Below are 24,471 nucleotides of genomic sequence, written 5' to 3' on the forward strand. Positions count from 1 at the left end.
TTTTATATTTATTTAAAAAAAGTTTTAAGAATATTTACTGTAAATTCTAAATGTTTAATAATAAGGCCAGGATAAAGGCCAAGCCAAAAAGTATTATCCATAACTAGATTTGTATTTTTTAACTCTCCATGGACTCTAAAATTAGTATTTTGCATATAAGGTTGTTTAATCAAATTTCCTGCGAATAAAAGTCTAGTTCCAATTTTATTGGCATTTAAATAACTAATTAAATTAATTCTATTGAATCTTTTATTTTGTCTAAGAGTCAAAGGGAAGCCAAACCAAGAAGGTTCAGAATCTTTTTCTGGTTCTGGCAATATTAAAAATTCTTCCAGTGCTTTTAAGTTTTTGTATAAATAATTAAAATTCTCTTTTCTTTTTTTAATAAAACCCTCTAGGCGATCTAACTGGGCGAGACCGCACGCTGCCTGCATATCTGTTATTTTCATATTATAACCTACATGAGAATAAGTATATTTGTGATCATAACCAAAGGGCAAATCTCCTAATTTCCAACCAAATCTTTTATTGCAAGTATTGTCTTTTCCAGGTTCACAATAACAATCCCTTCCCCAATCTCTAAAGGACTCTGCTATTCGCTCTAATTTTTTGCTATTAGTGAAAACTGCGCCCCCCTCACCCATTGTTATATGATGGGCAGGATAAAAACTTAGAGTTGCCAAGTCTCCAAATGTTCCAACATTTTGATTGTCGAATTTTGAACCTAAAGCATCACAACTATCCTCTACTAACCACAAGTTATATTTATCACAAATTTCTTTAATTTTTTTAACATTAAAAGGATTACCAAGAGTGTGGGCTAACATTATAGCTTTTGTTTTATTAGTGATCGCTGATTCAACTAAATTCTCATCAATATTATAAGTTGGAATTTTTACATCAATAAAAACTGGAACTGCCCCAAATTGAATTATAGGATTAACGGTTGTTGGAAAACCAGCAGCAACTGAGATAACTTCATCACCTTTTTGAATTGCTCTTTCTTTTAATTTTGGTGATGTTAAAGTTGAAAATGCAATCAAATTTGCAGAAGATCCAGAATTTACTGTAAGCAAACATTTCACTCCTAAAAAATTTGCTAACTTTTTTTCAAATTGTTCATTAAATCTACCCGTGGTTAACCATCCATCTAAAGATGCCTCAACCATATTTTTTAGTTCTGAAGCACCAATGACTTTTCCTGATGCCGGAACATCGCTGACGCCAGGTATGAATTCTTTTTCTTTAAAATTTATATTAGAATAATCATTAACTAAGCTTAATATTTTACTTCTTATTTCTAAAATATCGTCTTTCATGATTTAATTAAAATAGTTTCTTATTTGTTCTTGAGTCAGTTTCAAAATATTTTTATTTTCAATAAATGCTTTAAACCACAAAGTTGTTAGTTTTATACTTTGTTCAAGATTATATTTAGTTTTCCAATTTAATATTTTCTTAGATTTGTTTGAATTTAACATTAATATTTTACTTTCGTGGTAATTTTTTAAACTATTATTTTTTTTAGTAACTTTTACAAAATTATTAAAATCTTTATTAATTAAATTAATAACATCATTTACAGATTTATTATTTGATTTATTTGGACCAAAATTAAAACTACTATTACTTAATTTCTGTTTTTTATGTAATTTCATTAATAACAATAGATAACCATATAATGGTTCAAGTACATGCTGCCATGGCCTTATAGAATTTGGTGATCTTAAAATTAGTTTTTTATTTTGGAATAAAGAGCGGAAATAATCAGGTAAAATTCTGTCTTTTGAAAAGTCACCACCTCCAATAACGTTGCCGGCTCTTGCTGTTGCCACGAAAATATTTTTTTCTTTGAAAAATGAATGATTATAAGAGTTAACCACTAATTCAGCACAAGATTTTGAATTACTATAAGGATCATATCCTCCTAAAACGTCATTCTCTTCGTAGTATTTTTTTTTATTATTATTAAAATAAACTTTGTCAGTTGTAATAATTAAAGCAGATTTAATGAATTTTAGTTCATTTAAAATATTTAGAATATTAACAGTTCCTAAAGTATTTACTTGATAAGTATATTTTGGACTAACATAAGACTCTCTAACAATTGCTTGAGCTGCCATATGAACGACAAAATTTGGAGAAAATTTATTAATAGATTTTTTTAATTTATTATAATCTGTAATATCACCAATTATAGAGTTATGAATTTTTCTATTTAATTTAATGAGATCAAAAAGATTTGGATTTGTAACGGGTTTTAAAGAATAACCTACAACTTTTGCACCAAGTAAATTTAATAAAATAGCAAACCAACTTCCCTTAAAACCAGTATGACCTGTTAAAAAAACTTTTTTACCTTTCCAAAATTTACTTAAAGATTTAAAATTATTTATCATTCCAGATCTTCCAGGGGGCTTTTTTTAACGACCAAAGATTATTTAAATGCCTTTTATCCCTTAATGTATCCATGCAATACCAAAAGTCATTATGTTTATAGGCTACTAACTTTTTCTTTTTTACTAAAACACCTAGGACGTCAATTTCAAATATGGCATTTCTTTTTTTTATATATTTAAAAATTTCTTCATTACAAATGAAAAAACCACCATTAATCCAACTCTCTTTTGTTTGATCTTTTTCTAAAAATTTAGTTACTTTATTGCCTTTAAAAATAATTTTTCCAAAGTGTGGCGTGGGTTTAACAGCTGTTACGGTAACTATTGATTGATTTTTTTTATGAAAATTTATTAATTTATTTATATCTACATTGCTTAAGCCATCTCCATAGGTTAAACAAAATGTATTACCTACATATTTTTTAATTTTTCTTAATCTTTCTCCGGTGTTACTATTTACTCCTGTGTTAATAACTTTAACATTCCACGATTGGTTTAAGTTTTTTTTAAACTTTTTAAAATAATTTTTTATAACGTTTATTTTATAACCACCACAAATTATAAACTCTGAAAATCCAAAAACTGAATAATATTTAATAATGTGCCATAAAATTGGTTTTTTACCAATTTTAACCATTGGTTTTGGAACATAATCAGTTTCTTCTGATATTCTTGTTCCTAAGCCTCCGGCAAATATTACTAATTTCATTTAAATAATTTAATTAATAAAATTTTAAAATTATAAATAAATTTCATCTTATATAATTTGTGCAAAAATATTGTGCTATCATGTTAAACCTTATTATATAAGGTATTATTAAAGAAATAAAAATTTTTATTTACTAAAAAATGCAAAAAAAAATCACAATATTTGTACTAAGCATGAGAAACAGTCCCAGGCTTAAATACTTAACAAAAAAATTACAAGAACTTAATTTAAAATATAAGATTTTTTATGGAATTGAGGGAAAGAATCAAAAAGAAAAAGAAATAATATATTCACAATATAACAGAAAAAAAGTTTTGAATCATGTTGGCAGAGAAATGGGATTTAACGAAATTGGAGGAATGTATACAATAATAAGAATTTATAAATACGCTGTCAAAAAAAATTTAAAAAATATAATTTACTTTGATGATGATTTTTACCCTTCTTTTTTATTTAAAGAATGGGTTGACAATAAAATTTATTTCGAAGGTAATAAAATTATTCAATTTCAATGTATGCCTCCAGGGTTTCTTAAAAAAAAATCACTAAATGTCTTAAATAATCGAGTAAAAGTCTATTATGCAAAAACACACTTATTTAATCCAGGTGCCGCTCAAGTAACAATTGGTTTTATAAAAAAATTTTTAAAAATAACAAAAGGAAAAACAATAGGTCTTGGAGATTATCCTTTTAATTTTTTTAAAAATAATATTGAATTAATGCAAACTATGCCTTTTTTAGGCTATCCAGATAATCGAGGATTTTCTTATCTTGCCCAAGATAGAAAGTCTTTTGAAAGAACCTCTTTTAAAAAAATTAGAAAATTTATTTATAAAAAATTTTCTATAGGAACAATAAATTATATTCTAAACTTACTAAGGATTCCTTATTATTTATTTTTTATTCCTTTTTTATTAAGAAAATATAAAAATTTTGACTACTACATGGAATACTATTTTGACAAACAATTTTGTAAAATTAAAAATTTTTTCTTTAATTCTTACATTGATATTGAAAAAATATACGCTTTAAAGTCAAATTACCCAAAAGACTTAAGAAAATACGTAAAGCCGAGAGTATTTAACATTTAATATTATTAATTTTATTATCTCTTAACTCAAATAACTCAAATTCTTTTACAATTTCTAACTTTTTATGCGAAACCATAATAATAGTTATAAATTCTTGTAATTCTAATATCTCTTTTAATAACAAACGTTCGGTTTCTTCATCAAGTGCACTAGTTGCTTCATCTAATATCAGAATCTCCGGTTTTTTATATAAAGCTCGAGCTATCCCAATTCTTTGTTGTTCACCTCCTGACAAAGAAGATCCTCTTTCACCAATAATTGTATGTAACCCATTTGGCAATTTATCAATTAATTTGTTTAATTTAGACTTGTTAATTACTTCTTTAACTAAATTTGAATCTAAATTCTCAACATGTTGCCCAAAAACAATGTTGTCCAAAATAGAATCTTCTAAAAGTAATGTTTTTTGAGGTACATAACCTATTTTGCTTCTGTAAGACTTTAGAAAAAAGTTAATATTTTTGTTGTCCATCAAAACTTGGCCTGTTGTGGGAAATAATAAGCCACAAACAATATTTAACAGAGTACTCTTTCCTGATCCGCTTTCTCCTTTGATGAAAGTTATAGAATTATGCTTAATTGTTAAATTAATCCCTTCTAAAATAAGTGAATTTTTACTGTCATACTGAAAAGATATATTTCTCAATTCTATTTGTTTAGAAAATTTAAAGTTATCTAAGGTTTCTTCTTTTTCAATTATTACACTATTATTTAAAGATAATTCATTACAAACGAAATCTATTGAAGGCGCATAAAATTTAAAAGAATTTAAGCAAATAAATACTCTATTTAAAGAAGGCAAGAATCTAAAAAAAGCGATAGTAAAAGTTCCTAATATTAAAACTATATCTAAACGAAATAATCCAAAAAAATTATACCCAATATACATTGTGATAGAGAAGCTTAATATAATTAATATTTCCCAAATTGGTTTTTGAAGATCAGAAAAAATACCAAAAATTGCCACGGTTCTAGCTATAGCACTATTAATAATATTGAATTTATCAATAAAATAATTTTCAATACCATCTAATTTAATAGACTGAATAGCATAAAAACTTTTTTGAAGATGATTAATTTTATCACTATCCAACTTGGCTCTTTTTAATCCAACGTCCTTTATTTTTTTTTTATAAATAAATATTGATAGAAAAAATAATAAAAAACAAAAAGATAATAATACAAGACTAAATGTAAAAAATTTAATAAATAAGAAAAAAATAATTGCTAAAAGTAAAAAAATTTCTGTAAGGAATGTGAGAAAATTATTAAATACGCTTTGACAAAAATTATCTACTTCATTGGTAGTATTAGAAATAAGTTTCGCTGAGTTATTTTTTAAAAAAAAAGAATAGTCTTTTTTTAAATAAGATGAATAAATTTTATTAGAAATATGAATGTTTAAATTTTTAATAAAATAAGTTTTAAATAAAATTGTTAATGTATAAAAAACATTTCTTAAAAAAAAAATAACCATAAAAGATAAAAACAATAATTTACTTGTAAAAGAGTAATCAAATAAAAAAAAATTTACCCGATAAGATAAATTATTATTTAAAAAAAATTGTAATATAGGTTGAATAAATAATAATAACAAAATTTCTGAAAAAGAAGTTATTAAAATTAAGACTGCTAAAATTAGAACTTGGAGTTGCTCATTTAAGTTTAAAATTTTAAATATTTTTTTCATTTATTCTTATAGATTAAAAGTAAACTAATAATTATAAATTATACTTAATTATTAAGTTATAATATCCTTGTAATTAATAAAGAATATGAAAAAAATCAAAATTTCCACACTATGGACTGGAGATCTTAAGGGAAGTTTAATTATAAAACTAATACAACATACCTCTAAAAAAGAAATTGAAATTGTATCTCCCAAAGATTCCGATATTCTTATTTTTGGACCTTATGACACACTTATTTTGAAAAGAAAATTTTTTAATTTTACTCGAAAAAAATTAAAATTTATTGATAATATATTTCCAAATATTGACCTATATCTTTTAAAGCGAAAAATTAAACCTATTCGAATTTTTTATTCTCATGAAAATTATCCTTTTCCTGACGTTAAATATGATTTTAGCATTTCCAGTCATTTTGGACTAAGCAGCGAAACTCATTTAAGATTTCCTTTGTGGAAAGAATTAATCAATTGGGATCATTTAGTACCAAAGAGGGAACTAAGTACATTTATTGAAAGATTTGGGAATTTTTATAGTATTAAAGACTTAATGTCTCCTCAGGGCGATTTCTTTCTGAAAAAAGAAAGAAAGATTTGCCTACTCTCAAGCCACTTGGATGAGCCGAGAAAGAGTATGCTTTTTAATTTTTCTAAAAATTTTACAGTTGATGGATATGGACCTTACTTTAATAAAAATATCAAAAACCATAATTCCAATCCATTATCAAAAAAAGAAATATTAAAAAAATATGCATTTAATCTATGTCCAGAAAACAGTCTGTATCCTGGATACTACACAGAAAAAGTGCCGGAGGCATTTCTTGGTAAGTGTCTACCCTTAGCTTGGGCAGATAATAATATTAATCAAGATTTTAATGAAAAATCGTTTGTTAACTTATTAAACTATTCAAAAGATAATTATCTTGAAATAAGCAATCTTTTAAAAGATGAAAGTTTTTTAAATAAATACGCAACTGAACCACTATTATTGAATGAACCTAATTTAAATAAAGAAATAAATTTTATAAAAAATATTACCGACTCAATATAAAATATTTTTTTAGCTGATTGTTATTTTTTCTACTTTCCCAAATAATTTGTTCGATTATATCTTCGTTAGTATTTTTAATTCTCCAACTTGGAAATTTTTTCTTAAATTTATCAAAATTAGTAATATACCAAATATGATCCCCACTTCTATTTTCTTTTTTGATAGTATAATTAATCCATTTTTTTTTGGAAATTTGGTTTACTAAATTAATAGTTTCTAATATCGAGATAGAATTTTCTCTCCCCCCGCCAGCATTATAAATCTCTCCGTATCCAGGATTTCGATAAAAATGCCAAAACATATCAACAAGATCTTCGGAATGAATATTGTCTCTAACTTGTTTTCCTTTGTAACCATAAATATTATAATTTTTATTAGAAATTATACATTTAACTAAATACGACAAAAACCCATGTAGTTCTGCGCCTTGATGATTTGGTCCAGTAATGCACCCACATCTAAAAACTGCTGTTTTTATATTAAAATATTTTCCATATTCTTGAACCATTAAATCTGCAGCAGTTTTTGAGACTCCAAAAGGTGAATGTTTTGAGTTATCAATTGAGAAATCTTCGCTTATAGAGAAAAGTTTATTATTTTGATAAACTTCATAACGTGTTGCTAGTTCTTTAATGCCTTTAAGGTTGTTAGGCAAATCTCCATAAACTTTATTTGTTGAAGTAAAAATAAAAATAGCTTTTGGTGAATTTTTTCTAGTGAGTTCCAGAAGATTTAAAGTACCAACAGCATTAACATTAAAGTCTAAAAGAGGATCTTTTGCAGACCAATCGTGCGATGGCTGACCTGCTGTATGAACTATTAAATCAAATTTATTATTCTCAAATATTTTTTTAATTTCATTAATATTTGCAATATTATGGTTAAGGAACACAATATTAGAATACTTTTCCTTCTGATATTCTTTTATTTTATTTGTTGAATATTTTTTACCAAAAATTTGACCTCGAAAGTCATTGTCTAATGCAAATATCTTAAATTTTTTTTTATAAAAAAAATCAACGGCACCAGAACCAACCAATCCTGAACTGCCAGTTATAAGCACTTTTTTCATAGTTAACAACAAATCTTAAAAATATTATACTTAATTTTAAATGACTTAAATTAGCATTTAACTTAATTTGCATTTATTTAAATGTTAACTATTATAAAAGAATATAAAAGTTTTAAAAACAATTTCTACAGTTCAATATAAAGTATGATTGCGATCAAATAAAGTAATGAAAAAAAAAATAGCACTAATTACTGGAATTACAGGACAAGACGGGTCTTACCTTGCGGAATTATTATTAAAAAAAAATTACATTGTTCATGGTATTAAAAGAAGATCCTCTTTAATAAACACTCAACGTATTGACCACCTTTACTTAGATAAACATAATAAAACTAATTTTTTTTTGCATTACGGAGATCTTGTAGATGCTAACAACCTAATAGAATTAATTAATAAAATTAAACCAGATGAAATATACAACTTAGCTGCTCAAAGCCATGTACTAACTAGCTTTAAAGTTCCCGACTATACTACACAAGTGAACGCTTTGGGAACTTTAAGAATGTTGGAAGCTATTAGATTGCTTGGTCTTAAAAAAACAAAATTTTATCAAGCTTCTACATCTGAACTATATGGAAATATTAATAAAAAAAATCAATCAGAAAAAACTCAATTTTCACCTCAAAGTCCTTACGCCACTTCAAAACTTTTTGCTTACTGGATAACTAAAAATTATAGAGATGCTTATGGCGCATATGCGGTTAATGGAATTTTATTTAATCACGAATCTCCAAGAAGAGGAGAAACATTCGTCACCAGAAAAATTACTATTGGATTAAATAAAATTGCGTTAGGAATCCAAAAAAAATTATATTTAGGAAACCTATATGCTTATAGAGATTGGGGTCACGCAAAAGACTATGCCGAAATGCAATGGAAAATGCTACAGCAAAAAAGACCTGAAGACTTTGTTATTGCAACAGGAAAACCATATACAGTAAAATTTTTTGTTGAAAAATGTTGTAAATTTTTAAAAATTAATATCGGTTGGTCAGGTAAGGGTATTAATGAAGTTGGTTATGTAAAAAATTGCGATAAATTTAAAACCCCTCATCTTAAGATAGGAGATAAAATCGTTTTGATTGATAAAGAATATTTTAGACCCAATGAAGTAGACTACTTAAGAGGAGATGCCGCTAAAGCTAGAAAAAAATTAAGATGGAAACCTAAAATCAATATTAACCAATTAATTCATGAAATGATGACTGAGGACCAAAAATTAATAGAAAAAAGTAATTTCTAATATTGGTTAATGCAACATAAAATTTTTATTGCTGGTCAAGAGGGTATGGTTGGTCAGGCAATTTACAAAATACTTAAAAAAAAAAATCACATAATTGAATGCAAAAGATCACAACTCGATCTCACTAATCAAAAGAGTGTTGAAAAATGGTTTAAGAAAAATAAACCTACTATCGTTATTAATGCTGCTGGAAAAGTGGGTGGTATTTTAGATAACAGTCTATATCCCGAAAAATACTTATACATCAATACAATGATTGGACTTAATCTTATAAAAAATAGTTTAGATTATAATGTTAAACAATTAATTAATTTAGGATCGGCCTGTATTTATCCAAAGAAAACCAAACAGCCTATTAAAGAGCGTTATTTGCTAGAATCAAAACTCGAAGAAAGCAACGAAGGATATGCTATCGCAAAAATCGCTGTTTTAAAATATTGTGAGTATGCGCAAAAAAAATTAAAAAAAAATTTTTTTTCTCTTCAACCCTCAAATCTTTACGGTGAAGGAGATAATTTTGATTTAAAATCTAGCCACGTATTGCCTGCGTTACTTAGAAAATTTCATGAAGCAAGAATAAATAATAAAAAAAGTGTTGAAGTCTGGGGTTCAGGATTAATAAAAAGAGAGTTTTTAAATGTAAAAGATCTAGCAGAAGCAGTTTCTTTTTTTATAAATAAAAAAATATCTACTGGGCATATAAATGTTGGGGGGTCCGAACATATTTCAATAAAAAAATTAGCATTAAAGATTAAAAAAATTACAAAATTTAAAGGAAAAATTATTTTTGATAAAAAATATCCAGACGGAGTAAAGGAAAGAAGGCTAGATGTAAAATTAATAAATAAATTAGGTTGGAAATATAAAATTAATTTAGACGAAGGTTTGAAAGATTATTATAAATATTTCTTAAAAATTTATAAAAGTCTAAGTTAATAATTAATTAAAATGAAAAAAATTCTTATAAAAATATTTCAATTATTTAATTTAGGTCTTATTTCGTACAAAAGATTAGAGCAATTAAAAGAATCTCAAAAAGATATTTCAATAATTTTTCAATCACCAAAAAATCAATTAGCTAAAATTATAGAAGTAAAAGATAAGTCTAAAGCACAGCTAAAACAGGATCTTTTTGTTTTATTAGAAACTAACTTTATGAAAAATGGGTTTTTCGTTGAATTTGGGGCTACTAATGGTGTGGACTTTAGTAACACCTGGTTGCTCGAAAAAGAATATGAGTGGAATGGAGTTCTAGCTGAGCCTGCTAAATTTTTTCATGAATCATTAAAAAAAAATAGATCTTGCCATATAGATTATGGCTGTGTTTGGAGTGCATCAAATTCTTTTATAAACTTTGTTGAAGATGAGGCGCCATTGCTCTCAACGATAAACAAATTTAAAAATTTTGATTCTCATAAAAGAAAGCAATCCAAAATTTACCAAATCGAGACGATAAGTCTTTCTGACTTGTTAAAAAAATATAACGCCCCAAAAAAAATTGAATATTTGTCAATAGATACTGAAGGTAGTGAATTTGAAATACTAAATAATTTCAATTTCAATGAGTATGAATTTAAAATAATAACCTGCGAACATAATTTTAATAAAAACAGAGAAAAAATAAATAATTTATTGTCAAAGAATGGTTATATAAGAAAATATGTTGGGTTTTCAGATTATGATGATTGGTATATTAAAATAAATTAACAATTTAAATGCAGAAACTAATATTTGTGTTTAAAGTGTAAATTTAAATATAAAACATCGTAAGCTTTCTTTCCGTTATAATTCTTTGCGATGCACGTTTTTTTTATTTCTTTAAATCCTAATAAATACAAATACCTTGATATCTCAGAATAAAGAGGATTTTTTGAATACATCTGAAATTCAGCAGCTTCTAATTTAATATATTTAAATTTATTAATTAAATGCCCCCCCCCTTTTAAAATTTCTAATTCTGCTCCTTGAGCATCCAATACTAAAGAATCAAAATTCTTTAAATTTATTTTTTTTTTATTAACTATTGTTTTTAGATTTTTACTATTTAATAAAATTGATTTTGTATAATGTAGTTTTGGGTAAAGTCTTTTAGAATCCTTTAATGTAAATATGGATGAGCTATTAGAGTCATTATTTGCAATATTAAATTTTACTTTTTTTTTATTTTTATCAGTTACCAAATAGTTGTAAGCTTTATAATTTTTATAATTCTTTATATTTCTTAATAAAATTTCATATATTTCGGGATCAGCTTCTATCCAAATAACTCTTTGAACTCTTAGTTTTTTGTAATGATCTTTTTCTTGTCCAGAATTGGCACCAATATGAATAACTCCTATTGAATTTTTAAGAAAATTATCAAAAAATCCAAATAATATGAAGTTATAAATCTTAATAAATAAATTAATTGTCATTGTAATTTGATTTAGATTTTTTTAAAAACTTATAATTAATTTTTATTAATATTATTAATATTATAATAATCTTAATTTTAATAAATTGGTAAATAAAATACTTGAATCTGGTTCCTACTTAAAAAAATTTTGGTACTGCAATTTCTTTAAATTTTTGGCTAATAAAAAAAATGTCATTTCTGCTTAAATTATAATGATTTGGCAAATATAAACCAAATTCATGTACAATATCTGCATTTTTTAAAATGCAATTACCATATTTTTTAACCCAAAAAGGATGTCTTCCGATGTTACCGCATATTAATGGTCTTGTTTCTATATTAAATTTTTTTAAATACTCATAAACTTGCTCTCTATTCCTAACCAAAGTTCCATATGCAAAGCTTGAGATAAAATTAGATGAACTTTTCTGGCACCAAAAATCTGATAAATTTTTTTCATAAGCTTTGAAATTATTATATCTAACCTGACAGATTTTATTTAATTTTTTTAATTGTCCTAAACCTAGAAAGGCATTTAAATCTGTGGACCTTAAATTGTATCCAGAATAGTAAAATGTGTACAAATCTCTAAACTCATCAACCTTATACTCCTTTAGCAATTTTTTCTTTGCCCTTTTGTGAATATCTCTAGACCAGCCATGAGATCTAATTGAAAGCATAATATTATAAAGGTCAAAGTCATCTGTTATAACCATTCCTCCTTCAATAGTTGAAATATGATGACCATAATAAAAAGAAAAAGAAGATAAAAGTCCGTGTGTACCAATTTTTTTTTTTTCAAGCTTTGTTCCTAGAGCTTCGCACGAATCCTCCAGTAAAATTACATCATATTTTTTGCAGATTTTTTTTATTTTATAAATATCGTTTGGGTGACCCAAAACGTTAACCAGCATCGCTACTGAAGGCTTGTTTTTTTTGCATAAATATTCAAAGTGATCAAGATCAACACCTAAATTATTAACATCGCAATCACATAAGTCGATATCAAAATTCAGTTGCATAAAAGGAGTAACGGTTGTTACCCAAGAGACTCCAGCGACGATTGCTTTTTTATTTTTTAATCTACCGCTCTCAAGTAACGCTGAAAGTATTAATAAGTTTGCTGAAGAACCACTGTTTACAAAAATAGAATATTTACTATTTATAAATTTAGAAAATTTTTTTTCAAATTCTATAGTTAGCCTTCCTTTTGTCAGCTGGTTGTCTTTTAATAACCACTTGGTTAAGCTGACTATTTCTTTTTTCGAAATTGTATCTTGCGCTAACGCATATTTCTTCATAAATCTATTTTTTTTCTACAGCCTTAGAGGAGTTAAATAATTTATTAATAACCCTTCCATAGAAATCTCTCAAATAAAATAGGTACCAAAAATATCTGGCATATTTTAATAAATAATAATACATATTTATTTCTCTATAAGCTTTTTTGAATTGTTTATTTTTTTGTTTATTGCTGTTAGCATCAATTGTGATTGAATGATTATGCGCTCTATAAACTGACAAATATTCAGATACATATCCAAATTTTTTGTAGCGTAACAAGCATATTAAAACCATTAGTTTATCTGGTCCGACGCCCTTGTATTCAAACCTAGATAAAGGCAATCTTCCCTGAAACAAAGCGTCGATCATATCTTTTTTTCTTATAATAATCGAAGTAGGGGATATTAATTTTTGAACAAAATATGATTCATGTCGAAAAATATTATAGACACCACTATTTGGTAAAATCTTTTTGCTTTGTCTAAAAACTTTTTTTGTTTGATCATCAATAAGTTCACTTTCTGAAAAAACAAATCCCACTTGTTTATCGTCAAAATATTTTATACATTCTTCAATAAATTTTGGTTTAATCCAGTCATCATCAAATAATAAATTTATATATTCTCCGCTTGCTTCCAAAATACCTTCTAGCCAGCAAAAATGCGGACCATAATTCGCAGTTCTTTTTATATACTTAATTTTACCTTCAAATTGCTTAACCATAGTATCCGTTCCATCTGTTCCACCATGATTACAAACAATTATTTCGTGTTTAATAGTTTGATTTAAACATGAAAGTATTGCCTCTTTAAGATAAATTTCTCTATTAAAAGTAGGAATTACTGTTGAAATTGTCATTTCTTTATTCATCGGTTTAGAATTGAATTAAGCTTTTTCATATCAGCTACAATTATTGTTTTTTTTTTAGTATTTGTATATATTTTAATTTTCTTTTTAGTTAACCTTCGTGCAAAATTTTTAACGCTAATTCCCTTTCCTGTTCCTATATTAAAAATTCCTTGAGTTTTTTTTTCAAAAAGTTTTAAAATAATTTTAACTACATCAGTAGCTTTCTGAATATCAATAATACTATGAGCATTAATAATATTTATACTTTTTTTCTTTGATAATTTTTTTATTTTATCTTTTACGGATGGAAATAAAAAATCTTTCGATTGAAAATTGTCATAAAAACTAAATATTCTACCACAACAATAGGGCAAATTATGTTTTGTACTAAAGTTCTTTAATATTTTTTCACCTACCCATTTAGTATAGCCATAAAAAGTTTTTGGAAAAATCGGATCAGTCTCTAGTAATGGTTTATTTTTAGCTTTATAAACATGTGAAGTTGAAGCGTAAAAAAACCATGGTTTTTTTTTTAATTTAGTCAACGCCTCTAAAATATTAAGTGTACCTCCAATATTGACTGAGCATGCCAATAAAGGATTTTCATTACATATTTTCACGGGTACGATTGCTGCTAGATGAAAAATAAAATCAAAATTATTTTTTTTAATCCACATTTCTACTTTTGATGCATTAGCAATATCTGAATTAAAAACAACTATCTTATAATTTTTTTCTTTTAATTTTTTTAAAAGAATTGAACCTAAAACTCCAGTACTACCTGTTATACCAATTTTCATTTATAAAAATTAAGTATTAATTTAATTTTACCTAAAAGAAATCTATATGTTCTTCTTGGAAAACTAAATAAAAGTCCTGGCATACGCAAATGTCGACCATCAAAATTTTCATCAAATACATAACGATCTTTATCTTTATCCTGTCCAACAATTTTTGGGTGAATAAGCTCTCCAATAGATTCGACTGGTAAATTTGCATCTTTATATAAAGGGTCAGTGGTTCGAGTTGCATCTTCCCCAAATCCAATATTGCTAATCAAGTTTACACTAGATACTGCGCTTAGTCCTCCTTTTTTCCAAGCAGAAGCAATAAAAGGATAATCCCAAGTGTCAGGAGGATTTGAATATACTAACTCAAAAACTTTCTTCCAATATTTCTTTTCAACAGTATCGGTAAATTTTTTATTCCAATCCTCAGAAGATTTCCATTGTGGCCAAAAACTTATTTTATCATCATAACACTCCCAAGCTCTTCGCCAAGAAGCCCAACCCCAACAAAAAAAATATTTAGAAAAGTAATAAGATTCACTACTGCGTTTATAATTGCTTTGTAAATTACTACCAGCAATCGTTATAATTCTACTGTCATTTTTATAATAATTTAAAAGAGTTTCACAGAAATAAAAAAAATCATGGTGTGGAAGACAATCATCTTCTAAAATAATACCTTGCTCTTCATGCTCAAAGAACCAGCTGATCGCGGTGCCACAACCATATTTACATCCTAAATTTTTTTTCCTAAATAAAGTTTTTACTTCGCACGGCCAATTAATAGCCATTGCAATCTTTCTTACTTTAGCTATTTGTTCAATATCATCAATTCTATCCTGTCGTGGCCCGTCAGCAGCAACGTATAGTCTGGGAGGTCTGGCTTTTTTTATGCTCTCAAATACTTTAGCAGTTGCATCAGGTCTATTAAAAACAATAAAAAGTATAGGTGTATTTAAGTATGATCTTTTAGTAAATAAATTTTGCATATAATTTAATATAGAAAAAATTTATTTTAAGGTCTAAAACATTGTAATTTGTATCTAAAATTTTTTTCAGTGCATAAATCAAGCCAATTGAGCTATTAGTAACGGTAAGCTTAACGTGTTACCACGCTTCCACACCCGTCCTATCAACGTCGTAGTCTACGACGGCTCTATAGGAAGAACTAGTTTTGAGGTGAGTTTCTCGCTTAGATGCTTTCAGCGATTATCTCTTCCGTATTTAGCTACCCGGCACTGCAGCTGGCGCTACAACCGGTCCACCAGTGATACGTCCAACCCGGTCCTCTCGTACTAAGGTCAGCTCCTCTCAATTCTTCTACACCCATGGCAGATAGGGACCGAACTGTCTCACGACGTTCTGAACCCAGCTCACGTACCACTTTAATTGGCGAACAGCCAAACCCTTGGGACCTGCTCCAGCCCCAGGATGTGATGAGCCGACATCGAGGTGCCAAACACCCTCGTCGATATGAACTCTTGGAGGGTATCAGCCTGTTATCCCCGGCGTACCTTTTATCCGTTGAGCGATGGCCCTTCCACTCAGAACCACCGGATCACTATGACCGTCTTTCGACTCTGCTTGACTTGTCAGTCTTGCAGTCAGGCAGGCTTATGCCATTGCACTCAACGATCGATTTCTGACCGATCTGAGCCTACCTTCGCACGCCTCCGTTACTCTTTAGGAGGCGACCGCCCCAGTCAAACTACCCACCATACAGTGTCTTCCAGCCGGATGACGGCATGGAGTTAGATATCAAAAATAACAAGAGAGGTATTTCACTGACGACTCCATGATAGCTAGCGCCACCACTTCAAAGTCTCCCTCCTATGCTACACATGTCATTTCTAATACCAATGTAAAGTTGTAGTAAAGGTGCACGGGGTCTTTCCGTCTAACCACGGGAACTCCGCATCTTCACGGAGAATTCAATTTCGCTGAGTTGATGTTGGAGACACCGGAGCAGTCGTTACGCCATTCATGCAGGTCGGAACTTACCCGACAAGGAATTTCGCTACCTTAGGACCGTTATAGTTACGGCCGCCGTTCACCGGGGCTTCAGTTCGATGCTTGCACATCTTGCTTTAACCTTCCGGCACCGGGCAGGCGTCAGACCCTATACATCCACTTACGTGTTAGCAGAGTCCTGTGTTTTTGTTAAACAGTCGCTACTCCCTGGCTTGTGCCACCTTACTCTGCTTGCGCAAAATAAGGCCCTCTTTATCCCGAAGTTACAGAGGCAAGTTGCCGAGTTCCTTCAACATCATTCTCTCAAGCGCCTAGGTATTCTCTACCAATACACGTGTGTCCGTTTAGGGTACGGTCTTAATGATGGAGTTATTTCCTGGGACCTCTTCAAGGCAAGTTCAATCCAATAAGAACTTACAATATACGAGATCCGTCACTACCATCAGGTCAAGGAATATTTACCTTGTTCCCATCGACTACGGCTTTCGCCCTCGTCTTAGGGGCCGACTAACCCTGCGAAGATTAACTTTACGCAGGAACCCTTGTATTTTCGGCGACAGAGTCTTTCACTCTGTTTATCGCTACTTATGTCAGCATTCGCACTTCTGATATCTCCAGGACCCCTCGCGGGTATCCCTTCGCAGACTTACAGAACGTTCCGCTACCAGATAAAATGTCCGTAGACACTTTAAATCCACAACTTCGGTACGTAGTTTGAGCCCCGTTACATCTTCGGCGCAAAGTCTCTTAATTAGACCGGTGAGCTGTTACGCTTTCTTTAAAGGATGGCTGCTTCTAAGCCAACCTCCCGGCTGTTTTGGAGTCTTCACATCCTTTCACACTTAACTACGATTTTGGGACCTTAGATGGTGGTCTGGGTTTTTTCCCTCTCGACGATGGAAGTTAGCTCCCACCGTCTGTCTATTGAGAAACAATCTTGAGTATTCGGAGTTTTATTAGGTTTAGTAAGAATTTCTTCCCCCTAGCCTATTTAGTGCTCTACCCCTCAAGATCTTATTATTCAACGCACTACCTAAATAGTTTTCGCGGAAAACCAGCTATCTCCCAGTTTGATTGGCCTTTCACCCCTAATCACAAGTCATCCGAGCCTTTTTCAACAGGCACCGGTTCGGTCCTCCAGTAAGTGTTACCTTACCTTCAACCTGCTCATAACTAGATCACTAGGTTTCGGGTTCTTATCCGTACAACTCATCGCCCTATTCAGACTCGCTTTCGCTACGCCTACACCTTTTCGGCTTAAGCTTGCTGCACAGATAAAGTCACTGACCCATTATACAAAAGGTACGTCGTCACTCATATAGAGCTCCGACTGATTGTAGGCATCCGGTTTCAGGTTCTATTTCACTCCCCTAATAGGGGTTCTTTTCACCTTTCCCTCACGGTACTAGTTCACTATCGGTCACTGAAGAGTATTTAGGCTTAGAGGGTGGTCCCCCTATCTTCAAGCAGGATTTCACGTGTCCCGCTTTACTCAAGAATCTTATTTGCTTTTACCTTTACGGGGCTATCACCCTCTATGGCAAACCTTTCCAGGTTTTTCTAGTTGTACAAATAAAACTACAGGCCTGTTCCGCGTTCGCTCGCCACTACTGACGGAATCTCAATTGATTTCTTTTCCTCTAGGTACTTAGATGTTTCAGTTCCCTAGGTTGCCTTTTCAAACCTATGTATTCAGTTTGAAATAACTCTTAAAGAGTTGGGTTTTCCCATTCGGAAATTTCCGGATCAAAGCTTACATACAGCTCCCCGAAACTTATCGCAGTATATCACGTCCTTCATCGACTTTCAGTGCCAAGGCATTCACCAGACGCCCTTAAACGCTTGATTTATGCACAGAAAAAATTTTTCTGTGTAAATTGAATTTTTAAAATTTGTGAAAAATAAATTTTTCACAAGGATATAAAAATATTGATACAAATTAACAATGTTAAAGAATTTCTCTAAAATTTGGTGGAGGATAGCGGGATCGAACCGCTGACCTCCTGAATGCAAATCAGGCGCTCTACCAGCTGAGCTAATCCCCCTAATAAAAATGGTGGGCCGAGAAAGACTCGAACTTTCGACCCCACCCTTATCAAGGGTGTGCTCTAACCAACTGAGCTACCGGCCCTTTCGTTGAATGAACTCTTTTACAAACATTAGAGATAAGGAAGAGAAACGAGGACGGCTACAATGTACAATGTTAAGTGATAGTTCAAAAGTAAACTTTCGAACTGTCCTTAGAAAGGAGGTAATCCAGCCGCAGGTTCCCCTACGGCTACCTTGTTACGACTTCACCCCAGTCGCTGACTATACCTTGGTCAAACGCCTCCTTGCGGTTAGCAATCTGCTTTAAGGTAGAACCAACTTCCATGGTGTGACGGGCGGTGTGTACAAGACCCGGGAACGTATTCACCGTAGCACGCTGATCTACGATTACTAGCGATTCCAGCTTCATGCACTCGAGTTGCAGAGTGCAATCCGAACTGAGATAGATTTTTGAGTTTAGCTTAGCGTCGCCACTTTGCATCTCATTGTCACTACCATTGTAGCACGTGTGTAGCCCAACCCGTAAGGGCCATGAGGACTTGACGTCATCCCCACCTTCCTCCAGCTTATCACTGGCAGTTCTTTCAGAGTGCCCAGCATGACCTGATGGCAACTAAAAGTAGGGGTTGCGCTCGTTGCGGGACTTAACCCAACATCTCACGACACGAGCTGACGACAGCCATGCAGCACCTGTGTTCTGTCCGGCCGAACCGAAAAGTCTAGTTTCCTAAACTCGCGACAGACATGTCAAGGGTTGGTAAGGTTCTGCGCGTATCTTCGAATTAAACCACATGCTCCACCGCTTGTGCGGGTCCCCGTCAATTCATTTGAGTTTTAACCTTGCGGTCGTACTCCCCAGGCGGATTGCTTAATGCGTTAGCTGCGATACTGAAAATAAATTTCCAACATCTAGCAATCATCGTTTATGGTATGGACTACGAGGGTATCTAATCCTCTTTGCTACCCATACTTTCGCGCCTCAGCGTCAGTGTTGATCCAGAAAGCCGCCTTCGCAACTGGTGTTCTACATAATATCTACGAATTTCACCTCTACACTATGTATTCCGCTTTCCTCTATCAAACTCTAGTCGAGCAGTTTTAATTGCAGTTCCAAAGTTAAGCTTTGGGATTTCACAATTAACTAACTCAACGGCCTACGCGCGCTTTACGCCCAGTAATTCCGAACTACGCTAGGTCCCTTCGTATTACCGCGGCTGCTGGCACGAAGTTAGCCGGACCTTATTCTTAGGGTACAGTCATTATCTTCCCCTACAAAAGAGCTTTACAACCCAAAGGCCTTCTTCACTCACGCGGCATCGCTGCATCAGAGTTTCCTCCATTGTGCAAGATTCCCCACTGCTGCCTCCCGTAGGAGTCTGGGCCGTGTCTCAGTCCCAGTGTGGCTGATCATCCTCTCAGATCAGCTATTGATCATTGTCTTGGTGAGCCATTACCTCACCAACTAACTAATCAAATGCGGGCTCATCTTATGGCATTAAAACTTTCCCCGTAAGGGCTTATCCAGTATTAGCATCGGTTTCCCAATGTTGTCCTGAACCACAAGGCAGATTCCCACATGTTACTCACCCGTCTGCCACTCAGTATTGCTACTGCGTTCGACTTGCATGTGTTAGGCGTGCCGCCAGCGTACGTTCTGAGCCATGATCAAACTCTCAAGTTTAATAACGGCGTACACAAGCTTTTACTATCTGTTTAATTAAAAACAGCTTGTACAAAATTACTTTTGTATTTTTATAGAAGTGTGTACAGCCAAATTTTTTTACAAATATAGCCGTCCACGCTTCTCTTCCTAATTTACGTTTTTAAAGAGCTCAACAAGACAACAAGAAATCTGTTAGGATTTCTTTTTGTCTTATTCAAATTTTTATTAATTTGCCCCTAAATAATTAATTATTCAGGGCAAGGGACGATGTATGTACGTCTAAAATGTTGCTAAGTCAACACAGCTATTAGCTATTTAAATCAATGGAAATAAAGGGTTTTTGACTTGAATCCCAGCACCAAACAACTTCAAATTGATCTTTGAAATGACTCAAAAGAGTTAATAAGATATTTAACTCAAGATGTATAGAAAGATACTAAGTTACAGACCTAGCTACAAGCCGAGCTTAGTTTTTTTGATCGTTCCCATAGTATTAATTTTTATTTTTTTAGCAAAATCTCTTGAACAACATAGTGGTGAAGGCTTCAGTAAAAATCAAGAACTAGAGGACAATCTCACAACTGCTAAAAATTTTTTATTTAATCAATTTAATTCTGGCGCTGCAAAAATTGAATACAAAGCAAGAAACGGCGACTCTATTCAAAGAATTCTTTATGAACAAAAAATTCCATCTAATGAAGTTAACAATGTCATGAATGCTTTAAGAAGAGAATACAATGCAGGCACTCTAAGAAATGAACAAAAAGTTTATTTGGTTATAAAAAAAGACAAAACTGGAAACTCTCTTTCAAGACTAACTGTTAATATAGATGGCATCACTTCAATTCACGTGTTCTTAAATAAAGATAACGTCTACGAAACAAAAAGAATTACCAAAATTTTAACAAAGAAAAATCATTTTGTTGAAACAACGATAGATCGAGGAATCTACAGTACGGCAAAACAGTCTGGCATTGAAAATTCTATTGTTGCTCAGTTTGCAAGGCTTTATGGTTTTGAAATCGATTTCCAGCGTGATCTTAGAAATAATGATAAAATAAAAGTCTTTTATGAAAGATTTTTAGATGATGATGGGGTTGCTCAACGTACGGGTAACATTATCTATAGTGAAATAAAAAATTCCGATAAAAATATTATTTTGTATCGATATGAATATCCAAATGGCGCTATTGGTTATTTTACTCCAGAAGGAAAAAGTATTGAAAGAACTTTAATGAGAACTCCAATTAATGGAGCAAAATTATCTTCTCGTTACGGATTTAGAATTCATCCCATTCTTGGATATAACTTAATGCATCAAGGAACAGATTTTGCGGCGGCCGTTGGTACACCAGTCATGGCTTCAGGGGCTGGTGTAGTTGAGTACGCTGGCTGGAAAGGCGGCTATGGAAAATTTATAACCATCAGACACAGTTCTACTTACCAAACTAATTACGCCCATCTTTCTGATTATTCTAAAGGAATAAGAAGAGGAGCTAGAGTTCAACAGGGACAAGTGATTGGATATTTAGGAAGTACAGGAAGTTCAACAGGTCCTCACTTGCATTATGAAGTTGTTGTAGGTGGAAAAAAACAAAACTCTCAAACACTTAAGCTTCCCTCAGCAGCCCCACTGGAAGGTAATAATAAAAACTTTTTTGAAATACAGAAACGAAATATTGAGAGTTTAATTGCTGAAGCGGTTAAAAAGAAATAGGGTTTTAAACTTAAGAATTTCCGTCCACTGGCTCTGAACTATTGGCCGCAACTGTTGCTGCCGGTTCGTCTAAATGAACACCAGGAATTTTATTAATAATCTCTACTGGCTCTGCCGTTTCTGACGTTTCGCTGTTATTTCTATCAGGTCTAATTTGGGTAGGAGACATTCTTATATAATGGTCTGCGTGTTGATAATAATTTTCAGCTAATATTATATCTCCACTTGCAAGAGCCTCTCTTGCTAAATTGTTATATTTTTCAACCAGCTTATGAGCTCCGTGTGCTGAACCACTATTTCTATAACCACCGTTACCGTTGTTATTAAAAGAATGTTCAATATTTTGAGGTCGGTTACTTCTAAAACCATTGCTACCGCCAGGTCTTCTCATGCCCCCACTTCTTTGCTCAGGACGTCTTCTAGGTGGTCTTCTTACAAAACTATTCATCAATTATTTAAATTAAATTATTCTAAAGTTGTTTGATTTTTTTTATTTTAATTTCAGGGAAGTCTCTAAACTTCCATAGATCACATTTAATGTCAATTATTAGTTATTCTTATTTTTTTTAAAGTTTAGTTGCTAATAAACAACGAACCTGTTTGTTAATTAAAGTATATTTCTTTAAAATTTTAAAGCGATTTTCTTTTAAATATTTCGCTAATATGTGGAACTGATTATCACCAATTTCTAAAGCTAGCAAACCATTTATTTTTAAAATCTTCGAGGCTAAATATATAATCTTATTCAATAAATCAACTCCTTGAACACCTCCCTGCAGTGCGACTTTCGGCTCATAAAGTCTAATATCAAAGTCTAAATTTTTTAATGAAACATTAGATAAATAAGGAGGGTTAGAGACAATAATATCAAATTTTTTATCAAAATTTATCTGCTCTAAACTAATATTTTTAAAACATATTCTATTGTGAATTTTATTTGAAAAAGAATTCTTTTTAGCAATAGCAATTGCTTTTGATGATTTATCTACACCCACTCCCTTAGCCTTCGTTAACTCTTTTAATAGTGAAATTAAAATGCAACCAGAGCCCGTTCCTATATCCAAAACATCTAAATATTTATTCTTGTTAGTAATTTTAGATAATAATAGATCAATCAAAACTTCAGTTTCAGGTCTTGGGATCAATACTGAACGATCCACATAAAAATTACTGCTCCAAAATTCTTTATTATTCAAGATATAGGCAATAGGCTCTTTCTTTACTCTCCTATTTACTAGTTGTTTTAATTTTTCAAAATTATCAAGCTGAAGATCTTCTTTTAATTTAGAATATATATTTTCTCTTGGAATATTTATTAAATGAGAAACTAAAATTTCAGAATCTAATCTTGAATTTAGATTATTAGTCTTTTTTAATTCTTGCTCAGCAAAGTTTATTGCTTCATTAATTAACATATATTTCAAATCTTTAAGTTTTCTAATTGCTCTTCTTGGAACTGAATTTGTATTGCATCGGACAATTCTTTAAACGCATCCCCTGCTAAAAAATCTGTTAATTTGTAAAGCGTCATATTAATTCTATGATCAGTCACTCTGCCTTGGGGGAAATTATAAGTTCTAATTCTTTCTGATCTATCTCCTGTTCCGATCTGGCTCTTTCTAGCTTTTGCTCTTTCACTCTCTTGTTGAGATCTTTGTAAATCGTAAAGTTTAGATCTTAAAATTTTTAAAGCTTTAGCTTTATTTTTATGTTGTGATTTTTCATCTTGTTGAGAAACCACAATTCCAGATGGAATATGCGTTACTCGGACGGCACTGTCTGTCGTATTAACTGATTGTCCGCCGGGACCGCTCGATCTAAAAACATCAATTCTTAAATCTGCATCATTAATTTTTACATCCACTTCTTCAGCCTCGGGCAAAACTGCAACGGTTGCGGCTGAAGTATGAATCCTTCCTTGAGTTTCTGTATCTGGTACACGCTGAACTCTGTGAACTCCTGATTCAAATTTTAATTTAGAGAAAACATTTCTTCCTACTATGGATGCAATAATTTCTTTATAACCACCACCTTCGCTGTTTGATAAATTTATGATTTCAACTTTCCAACCATTTAAAACAGCAACTTTTTGATACATATTAAACAAGTCTGCTGCAAATAAAGCAGCTTCTTGACCGCCTGTACCAGCTCTTATTTCGATAATAGCGTTTTTCTCATCCGCTTCGTCTTTTGGAAGTAAAAAAACTTTTAATCTTTTTACACATTCTTCCTCTTCTTTTTTTAACTCTTTAAGTTCAATCTCAGCCATTTCATAAAATTCTTTATCTGTGGCCTTATCTTCTAAAATATTTTTAGTATTTTTTAGATCGTCTAAAACTTTTAAATAACTTCTTGCAAAAGTTATTATGTCATTAAGACTTGAGTATTCTTTTGAATTGCTAACAAATTCTTCTTTTTTAAGATCTGGCTTTGCTAAAATAAGCTCAAGCTCATTGAATCTATTAACGATGTTCTCGACTTTATCTCTGGGTATCATTTAAAT

19 protein-coding genes, 2 tRNA genes and 2 rRNA genes are annotated in these 24,471 nt (G+C 31.0%); 6 read left to right on the plus strand and 17 right to left on the minus strand.

Annotated elements, in window-relative coordinates:
* Window positions 1-8: 8 nt before the first annotated feature.
* Genes rfbH through AC8IG9_RS05620 form a run of 3 tightly spaced genes read right to left on the minus strand, consistent with a single transcriptional unit; the run spans window position 9 to window position 3,108 of the window.
* Window positions 9-1,319, minus strand: a complete 1,311-nt coding sequence (gene rfbH / locus AC8IG9_RS05610; RefSeq protein ID WP_507425817.1) for a lipopolysaccharide biosynthesis protein RfbH — start codon at window positions 1,317-1,319, stop codon at window positions 9-11.
* Between the two features lie 3 nt (window positions 1,320-1,322).
* Window positions 1,323-2,399 carry a CDP-glucose 4,6-dehydratase gene (gene rfbG / locus AC8IG9_RS05615; protein WP_507425818.1) on the minus strand — a complete coding sequence of 359 codons (1,077 nt, stop codon included), beginning with the start codon at window positions 2,397-2,399 and terminating at the stop codon, window positions 1,323-1,325.
* The gene (locus tag AC8IG9_RS05620) at window positions 2,389-3,108 is read right to left on the minus strand and encodes a sugar phosphate nucleotidyltransferase (protein ID WP_507425819.1); all 720 of its coding nucleotides are present in this window, start codon (window positions 3,106-3,108) and stop codon (window positions 2,389-2,391) included. The genes rfbG and AC8IG9_RS05620 overlap by 11 nt, the downstream gene beginning before the upstream one ends.
* 140 nt (window positions 3,109-3,248) lie before the next feature.
* Between AC8IG9_RS05620 and AC8IG9_RS05625 the strand changes: the two genes are divergently transcribed.
* Window positions 3,249-4,199: a glycosyltransferase family 25 protein gene (locus AC8IG9_RS05625; protein WP_507425820.1), complete on the plus strand. Its 951-nt coding sequence runs from the start codon at window positions 3,249-3,251 to the stop codon at window positions 4,197-4,199.
* Here AC8IG9_RS05625 and AC8IG9_RS05630 read toward each other — a convergent pair.
* On the minus strand, window positions 4,189-5,889 hold the full coding sequence (locus AC8IG9_RS05630; protein ID WP_507425821.1) for an ATP-binding cassette domain-containing protein: 1,701 nt from the start codon (window positions 5,887-5,889) through the stop codon (window positions 4,189-4,191). The genes AC8IG9_RS05625 and AC8IG9_RS05630 overlap by 11 nt on opposite strands.
* 85 nt (window positions 5,890-5,974) lie before the next feature.
* Between AC8IG9_RS05630 and AC8IG9_RS05635 the strand changes: the two genes are divergently transcribed.
* Window positions 5,975-6,937, plus strand: coding sequence for a glycosyltransferase family 10 domain-containing protein (locus tag AC8IG9_RS05635; RefSeq protein ID WP_507425822.1), 963 nt, complete (start codon window positions 5,975-5,977; stop codon window positions 6,935-6,937).
* Here the strand turns inward: AC8IG9_RS05635 and AC8IG9_RS05640 are convergent.
* Complete coding sequence (locus AC8IG9_RS05640; RefSeq protein WP_507425823.1) at window positions 6,921-8,009, minus strand: NAD-dependent epimerase/dehydratase family protein; 1,089 nt, start codon at window positions 8,007-8,009, stop codon at window positions 6,921-6,923. The genes AC8IG9_RS05635 and AC8IG9_RS05640 overlap by 17 nt on opposite strands.
* Window positions 8,010-8,175: 166 nt before the next feature.
* On the opposite strand from AC8IG9_RS05640, the gene gmd reads away from it, so the two are divergent.
* Genes gmd through AC8IG9_RS05655 form a run of 3 tightly spaced genes read left to right on the plus strand, consistent with a single transcriptional unit; the run spans window position 8,176 to window position 10,959 of the window.
* The gene (gmd, locus tag AC8IG9_RS05645; RefSeq protein ID WP_507425824.1) at window positions 8,176-9,252 is read left to right on the plus strand and encodes a GDP-mannose 4,6-dehydratase; all 1,077 of its coding nucleotides are present in this window, start codon (window positions 8,176-8,178) and stop codon (window positions 9,250-9,252) included.
* Window positions 9,253-9,261: 9 nt separating this feature from the next.
* Complete coding sequence (locus AC8IG9_RS05650; protein WP_507425825.1) at window positions 9,262-10,188, plus strand: NAD-dependent epimerase/dehydratase family protein; 927 nt, start codon at window positions 9,262-9,264, stop codon at window positions 10,186-10,188.
* A gap of 12 nt (window positions 10,189-10,200) precedes the next feature.
* Complete coding sequence (locus tag AC8IG9_RS05655) at window positions 10,201-10,959, plus strand: FkbM family methyltransferase (protein ID WP_507425826.1); 759 nt, start codon at window positions 10,201-10,203, stop codon at window positions 10,957-10,959.
* Between the two features lie 17 nt (window positions 10,960-10,976).
* Here the strand turns inward: AC8IG9_RS05655 and AC8IG9_RS05660 are convergent, their stop codons facing one another.
* The 9 genes from AC8IG9_RS05660 to AC8IG9_RS05700 form a co-directional block, all read right to left on the minus strand.
* Window positions 10,977-11,666: an FkbM family methyltransferase gene (locus AC8IG9_RS05660; RefSeq protein ID WP_507425827.1), complete on the minus strand. Its 690-nt coding sequence runs from the start codon at window positions 11,664-11,666 to the stop codon at window positions 10,977-10,979.
* A gap of 118 nt (window positions 11,667-11,784) precedes the next feature.
* A complete protein-coding gene (locus tag AC8IG9_RS05665) occupies window positions 11,785-12,948 on the minus strand; it encodes a DegT/DnrJ/EryC1/StrS family aminotransferase (protein WP_507425828.1) in 1,164 nt (387 codons plus the stop codon).
* Window positions 12,949-12,952: 4 nt separating this feature from the next.
* The gene (locus tag AC8IG9_RS05670; protein WP_507425829.1) at window positions 12,953-13,801 is read right to left on the minus strand and encodes a glycosyltransferase family 2 protein; all 849 of its coding nucleotides are present in this window, start codon (window positions 13,799-13,801) and stop codon (window positions 12,953-12,955) included.
* Entirely contained in the window at window positions 13,798-14,580 is a 783-nt protein-coding gene (locus tag AC8IG9_RS05675; protein WP_507425830.1) for an NAD-dependent epimerase/dehydratase family protein, read from the minus strand. Before AC8IG9_RS05675 ends, AC8IG9_RS05670 begins: the two co-directional genes overlap by 4 nt.
* A complete protein-coding gene (locus AC8IG9_RS05680) occupies window positions 14,577-15,557 on the minus strand; it encodes a glycosyltransferase family 2 protein (RefSeq protein WP_507425831.1) in 981 nt (326 codons plus the stop codon). Before AC8IG9_RS05680 ends, AC8IG9_RS05675 begins: the two co-directional genes overlap by 4 nt.
* A gap of 74 nt (window positions 15,558-15,631) precedes the next feature.
* Window positions 15,632-18,387 (minus strand): 23S ribosomal RNA (locus AC8IG9_RS05685).
* A 121-nt stretch (window positions 18,388-18,508) separates the two neighbouring features.
* Window positions 18,509-18,584: transfer RNA gene (locus AC8IG9_RS05690), tRNA-Ala, on the minus strand.
* Between the two features lie 9 nt (window positions 18,585-18,593).
* Window positions 18,594-18,670: transfer RNA gene (locus AC8IG9_RS05695), tRNA-Ile, on the minus strand.
* A 113-nt stretch (window positions 18,671-18,783) separates the two neighbouring features.
* Window positions 18,784-20,269, minus strand: a 16S ribosomal RNA gene (locus AC8IG9_RS05700).
* Together the 16S and 23S rRNA genes with 2 tRNA genes alongside form the textbook arrangement of a ribosomal RNA operon.
* Window positions 20,270-20,672: 403 nt before the next feature.
* Here AC8IG9_RS05700 and AC8IG9_RS05705 point away from each other — a divergent pair.
* Window positions 20,673-21,968, plus strand: a complete 1,296-nt coding sequence (locus AC8IG9_RS05705) for a M23 family metallopeptidase (RefSeq protein ID WP_507425832.1) — start codon at window positions 20,673-20,675, stop codon at window positions 21,966-21,968.
* A 10-nt stretch (window positions 21,969-21,978) separates the two neighbouring features.
* On the opposite strand, the gene AC8IG9_RS05710 is transcribed toward AC8IG9_RS05705, so the two are convergent.
* The 3 genes from AC8IG9_RS05710 to prfA form a co-directional block, all read right to left on the minus strand.
* Window positions 21,979-22,416: a DUF4167 domain-containing protein gene (locus AC8IG9_RS05710; protein ID WP_507425833.1), complete on the minus strand. Its 438-nt coding sequence runs from the start codon at window positions 22,414-22,416 to the stop codon at window positions 21,979-21,981.
* A gap of 118 nt (window positions 22,417-22,534) precedes the next feature.
* Window positions 22,535-23,383: a peptide chain release factor N(5)-glutamine methyltransferase gene (gene prmC, locus AC8IG9_RS05715; protein ID WP_507425834.1), complete on the minus strand. Its 849-nt coding sequence runs from the start codon at window positions 23,381-23,383 to the stop codon at window positions 22,535-22,537.
* Window positions 23,384-23,388: 5 nt separating this feature from the next.
* The gene (gene prfA / locus AC8IG9_RS05720) at window positions 23,389-24,465 is read right to left on the minus strand and encodes a peptide chain release factor 1 (RefSeq protein WP_507425835.1); all 1,077 of its coding nucleotides are present in this window, start codon (window positions 24,463-24,465) and stop codon (window positions 23,389-23,391) included.
* Between the last annotated feature and the right edge of the window lie 6 nt (window positions 24,466-24,471).

The sequence above is a fragment of the Candidatus Allofontibacter sp. genome (genome assembly GCF_040404065.1).
GTDB lineage: Bacteria > Pseudomonadota > Alphaproteobacteria > Pelagibacterales > Pelagibacteraceae > Fontibacterium.

What these genes read in the sequence shown, in the direction of transcription:
- rfbG (WP_507425818.1), bottom strand. Translation starts at nt 2,399, where the DNA reads ATGATAAATAATTTTAAATCTTTAAGTAAATTTTGGAAAGGTAAAAAA.
- gmd (WP_507425824.1), top strand. Translation starts at nt 8,176, where the DNA reads ATGAAAAAAAAAATAGCACTAATTACTGGAATTACAGGACAAGACGGG.
- AC8IG9_RS05640 (WP_507425823.1), bottom strand. Translation starts at nt 8,009, where the DNA reads ATGAAAAAAGTGCTTATAACTGGCAGTTCAGGATTGGTTGGTTCTGGT.
- AC8IG9_RS05625 (WP_507425820.1), top strand. Translation starts at nt 3,249, where the DNA reads ATGCAAAAAAAAATCACAATATTTGTACTAAGCATGAGAAACAGTCCC.
- AC8IG9_RS05710 (WP_507425833.1), bottom strand. Translation starts at nt 22,416, where the DNA reads ATGAATAGTTTTGTAAGAAGACCACCTAGAAGACGTCCTGAGCAAAGA.
- AC8IG9_RS05630 (WP_507425821.1), bottom strand. Translation starts at nt 5,889, where the DNA reads ATGAAAAAAATATTTAAAATTTTAAACTTAAATGAGCAACTCCAAGTT.
- AC8IG9_RS05620 (WP_507425819.1), bottom strand. Translation starts at nt 3,108, where the DNA reads ATGAAATTAGTAATATTTGCCGGAGGCTTAGGAACAAGAATATCAGAA.
- AC8IG9_RS05670 (WP_507425829.1), bottom strand. Translation starts at nt 13,801, where the DNA reads ATGAATAAAGAAATGACAATTTCAACAGTAATTCCTACTTTTAATAGA.
- prmC (WP_507425834.1), bottom strand. Translation starts at nt 23,383, where the DNA reads ATGTTAATTAATGAAGCAATAAACTTTGCTGAGCAAGAATTAAAAAAG.
- AC8IG9_RS05675 (WP_507425830.1), bottom strand. Translation starts at nt 14,580, where the DNA reads ATGAAAATTGGTATAACAGGTAGTACTGGAGTTTTAGGTTCAATTCTT.
- AC8IG9_RS05705 (WP_507425832.1), top strand. Translation starts at nt 20,673, where the DNA reads ATGTATAGAAAGATACTAAGTTACAGACCTAGCTACAAGCCGAGCTTA.
- rfbH (WP_507425817.1), bottom strand. Translation starts at nt 1,319, where the DNA reads ATGAAAGACGATATTTTAGAAATAAGAAGTAAAATATTAAGCTTAGTT.
- AC8IG9_RS05650 (WP_507425825.1), top strand. Translation starts at nt 9,262, where the DNA reads ATGCAACATAAAATTTTTATTGCTGGTCAAGAGGGTATGGTTGGTCAG.
- prfA (WP_507425835.1), bottom strand. Translation starts at nt 24,465, where the DNA reads ATGATACCCAGAGATAAAGTCGAGAACATCGTTAATAGATTCAATGAG.
- AC8IG9_RS05635 (WP_507425822.1), top strand. Translation starts at nt 5,975, where the DNA reads ATGAAAAAAATCAAAATTTCCACACTATGGACTGGAGATCTTAAGGGA.
- AC8IG9_RS05655 (WP_507425826.1), top strand. Translation starts at nt 10,201, where the DNA reads ATGAAAAAAATTCTTATAAAAATATTTCAATTATTTAATTTAGGTCTT.
- AC8IG9_RS05665 (WP_507425828.1), bottom strand. Translation starts at nt 12,948, where the DNA reads ATGAAGAAATATGCGTTAGCGCAAGATACAATTTCGAAAAAAGAAATA.
- AC8IG9_RS05660 (WP_507425827.1), bottom strand. Translation starts at nt 11,666, where the DNA reads ATGACAATTAATTTATTTATTAAGATTTATAACTTCATATTATTTGGA.
- AC8IG9_RS05680 (WP_507425831.1), bottom strand. Translation starts at nt 15,557, where the DNA reads ATGCAAAATTTATTTACTAAAAGATCATACTTAAATACACCTATACTT.